Annotated in this window: 4 protein-coding genes; all 4 read right to left on the bottom strand. The window is 56.2% G+C overall.

The genetic code is table 11. The annotated features are described in order from the left end of the window. Positions 1 to 43 precede the first annotated feature (43 nt). Positions 44 to 175 (bottom strand): hypothetical protein, encoded by a 132-nt coding sequence (locus IRZ31_RS20660; RefSeq protein WP_297157461.1) that lies wholly within the window; start codon positions 173 to 175, stop codon positions 44 to 46. Between the two features lie 208 nt (positions 176 to 383). Beyond that, positions 384 to 1,274 (bottom strand): ABC transporter permease, encoded by an 891-nt coding sequence (locus IRZ31_RS20655; protein WP_297157457.1) that lies wholly within the window; start codon positions 1,272 to 1,274, stop codon positions 384 to 386. Further along, a complete protein-coding gene (locus tag IRZ31_RS20650) occupies positions 1,271 to 2,062 on the bottom strand; it encodes an ABC transporter ATP-binding protein (protein ID WP_297157454.1) in 792 nt (263 codons plus the stop codon). The genes IRZ31_RS20655 and IRZ31_RS20650 overlap by 4 nt, the downstream gene beginning before the upstream one ends. Before the next feature lie 382 nt (positions 2,063 to 2,444). Beyond that, complete coding sequence (locus IRZ31_RS20645; RefSeq protein ID WP_297157463.1) at positions 2,445 to 3,299, bottom strand: SAM-dependent methyltransferase; 855 nt, start codon at positions 3,297 to 3,299, stop codon at positions 2,445 to 2,447. Positions 3,300 to 3,580 lie beyond the last annotated feature (281 nt).

The following is a 3,580-nucleotide window of genomic DNA, read 5'->3' as shown; positions in this document are numbered from 1 at the left end:
ATTGCCTACCATCCGGTCAACCGTTCAGCCGGACATAAGAAAGCTACAAAGAGACCTTCCGCAATAACCACTTCCATCCAGTCTCTTCCGGATAGGCCGTCAGCCCCTGGGCCTTGAAATAGCCCTGATCTGCCGCCACAAGATCGGCCAGATAGCCGCTAGAAAGGCTATTCATAGCCACCTTTAACCTCATATCGTCGGTAGCAACCCTACTTTGGGCCGAGCCACAGCTGGTCAAGCTCAACGCAGCTATTACGAACGCCAGAACCGCACAAAGCCCTCGATATATCAGAGAAGATCGCCTCATTGCCTCTCTCCGATCGGCAGGGAACCATACTCAGCAGCCTCTGAGAGAAAAGCAGCGTCTTCCCCCGCACAGTTTCTCAGGATGGATCGGAACTGCTGAGCTTGAGACCGGCCTTCCAATGGGAAGTCTTGCGATCGATAAGGTTCACAATCGCATTCAGCAGTCCTGCAATGAGCGTCAGGACCAGCAGCGCGGCAAAAATGCCGGCGGCATTAAAGGATTCACCGGACGACTGAATCAGATAGCCGATGCCGCGGTTGGCGCCGATCTGCTCCGCCACAATGGCCCCGATCAAAGCGTAAGGGATGGCCACGTGCAGGCCGGTCAGAACCGAGCCAGTAGCCGAAGGAAGGATCACCTTGAAGATCACATCGCGCTGCCGTCCTCCCATCAGACGCACCGCATCAACCAGGTGCTGATCGACATTGCGCACGCCATTGAGCGTATTCAGGAAAATCAGGAAGAAGACTGTCACAGCTGCCAGCACAACCTTCATCGGAATCTCGATCCCCAGCCAGAGAATGAAGAGTGGTGCCAAGGCAATCTTCGGGATACTGTTCAGCGCAATGATGAACGGGTTAAAGATGCGCTCCAGTGTCGGCTGCAGACCGAAAAGAAACCCCAAAAGCAAACCGCTCACGACGCCGAAGAGCAAGCCGAGCAGCGTCTCCTCCAGGGTCACAGCAGTATTAATGATAAGCGTACTCTCATACCAGGGGTCCCCGTCGCTGAGCCAGGCGATGGTCTGGCGAAGAATGGCTAGCGGGTTGCTCAGAAAGGAAGCATCAAGAATCGTTCCCGAAGCGAATTGCCAGAAGAGCAGCACGCCTACCACTAGCAGCAGACGGGACCCGTAGATCAACCATTGCTGACGCTGCTTGCGCTGCTGGGCCTGTCTGACCAAAGCTGAAGGCCCAACAAGAACAGACCTCGACGGCTCTGACCGGAACTGATTCACCAGGCTCATAACTTTACCTCCTGCCTCTGCACTTGCTGACGGGACTCCATGAGGGCATCCCAGAGGCGCCGATGCAGGTTAGTAAACTCCGGGCGGAAGCGGATGTGGATGGCATCCCGTGGTCGCGGCAAGACAATCGGCTCATCAGCGATAATATGGCCTCCCGTGCCGAGGACCACCACACGATCGCCCAAGATAATGGCCTCCTCCAGATCATGAGTCACAAAAAGCACACTGGAGCGCTGTCTGGACCATAGGGAGAGCAGCTCATTCTGCAGCTCTAGACGCAACTGAGCATCGAGCGCGCCGAATGGCTCGTCCATCAAAAGCGTTTCAGGCAGAGTCACCAGCATCCGAGCCAGGCTGGCCCGGCGCAACATGCCGCCCGAAAGCTCGTGAGGATAGAGCTTCTCGAAGCCCTGCAGTCCGACTAGGCGAATGAACTCAGCAGCGCGCCGGCGCCGCTCCGAAGCAGCGATTCCCCTGATCTCCAGAGGCATTTCGACATTGCGCTCAACCGTTCTCCAGGGCATCAGGGTATCTTTCTGAGTCAAGTAACCCACTTCCAGTCGGGGTCCGCTGATGGGAAGCCCCTTGTAGTAGACCGTCCCGGAGCCGGGGGGCAGCAGGCCGGCGACGATATTGAGGAGCGTCGTCTTACCGCAGCCACTTGGGCCGGCGAGCACGACAAAGCTCCCGCTCTCGATTTCAAGATTCACATTGTGTAAGACTACTATCTCTCGATCATTCCGAACGAATGACTTGCTAAGCTGTTCTATACGTATGACGGTGCTCATTGAGCTACTCCTTTAGAGCCTGGAAGAGTGGTAAGTATGGCTAATGCGCACTCTCCAGGCCAGGCACCCTCGCGCCCTTGCATGACCCCCGGCCACTGCGGTCGACATCGAGGGCCAGCATCCTGATAAGTCGCTAAGCCTGCGACAGAGCAGACCGGTGGCTGCCGGTTTAACTCCATCTATCTGGTCTGGCCTGATTGCATGGCACCCCTTGGCCAGTGACAGGGCAAGCGGTAATGCGAGCTTTTCCTGGTGAAGTGACATGACAAGTGCCAATCTTCTACGACAGGACCGTGCCCTCTGGCCATTCATAGAGGCTCAGCAGAGGTTGGCGAGCGAGCTTACTACTCCTTCCTTGCTTATCTTTTCCTTTCCTTGCCGGTTATAGTCTTGGTGACTCCTCTAGAGGCAGGCGTTTGGCGGTAACGAGCATGTGATAAAGCTTCTCGGTCTCAGCATTGAGGGCCTCGGGGGCGATGAAAGGAAAGATCGCTCGTCCATACTCGTACCCTTTGCGTGCGTTGGAGACAAAGCTGGCCTGCCAGCCAAAGGAGGCCAACAATGCGACCGGGTCAGCGATCGCGCCGATCCAGGGAGCCCCATTCTTCTTTGTGAGCTGGATGCGAGAGCTGGTCAGAGGAGAAGAAAGCATCGCGCTGTGGATGGCATCGAAGCCGAGCCAGCTCCCTGGGGCTGCCAGGCGGCTCAGGCGGGCGAGCAGCTGGCGAGTCTGCTCCAGGGGAAGGTAGAAGAAAAGTCCTTCCACGAGCCAGACCGAAGGAAGCGCCGGCTGGAAGCCAGCCTGCTGCAGCTGGTTTTCCCAATCGGAGGAGGTCAGGTCAACGGCCAGAATCGTGCGTTGGCAGCGCGGCTGAGCCTGAAGCCGGGCCTCCTTATAAAGGACCACTGCGGGTAAGTCAAGCTCGAAGAAACGGGTAGCTGGCGGCCAGGTGAGGCGAAAAGCTCGTGTATCGAGTCCTGCGGCGGGGAGCACGATCTGGCGCAGACCCTCCTCCTGAGTCAAGCGTTGTAGCCACTCGTCGAAATAGCGTGTGCGTACAACGATCGAGGCGCCCCGATCTTCCCCTTTTTCGAGAATACTGAATCCCTCACGGCTGGCCAACAAAGCGGCCCAAGGATCGTCGAAGAGACGATCTGGTCGCTGGCTCTCGACGGCGCGTGCTGCCGCTGTCAGGAAGGCGGTCACGCTGATGCGCCGTTTCGTCGAATCAAGCATATCTATCACAGGGTTCTCCCAGTGTGTCGTTTCTGCCAAGCCTAGAACTAGTCATCTCTATTGCAAGCAACCAGGAAAACTGTGTAGTTAGAAAGGCTTCATAAGCGTTGTCATATATTTAGCCACTAGCATCACTGGGAGGCCCTCAATTGAAGAGCTTATTTTGAATGAAGAGCTTGACTTATATCTTTCACTGGATCTATGATATAAAGTCGTGTCAATACCCCGCTGGGTAGAAGACCCCAAAGAACCGGGCATCTCTATCTATGAAAGGATAGTAC

It is taken from the genome of Thermogemmatispora sp., from assembly GCF_019683635.1.
Taxonomy (GTDB): domain Bacteria; phylum Chloroflexota; class Ktedonobacteria; order Ktedonobacterales; family Ktedonobacteraceae; genus Thermogemmatispora.
Note: the sequence above shows the minus strand (reverse complement) of the source record. Positions and strands in the feature narration are given on the sequence as shown.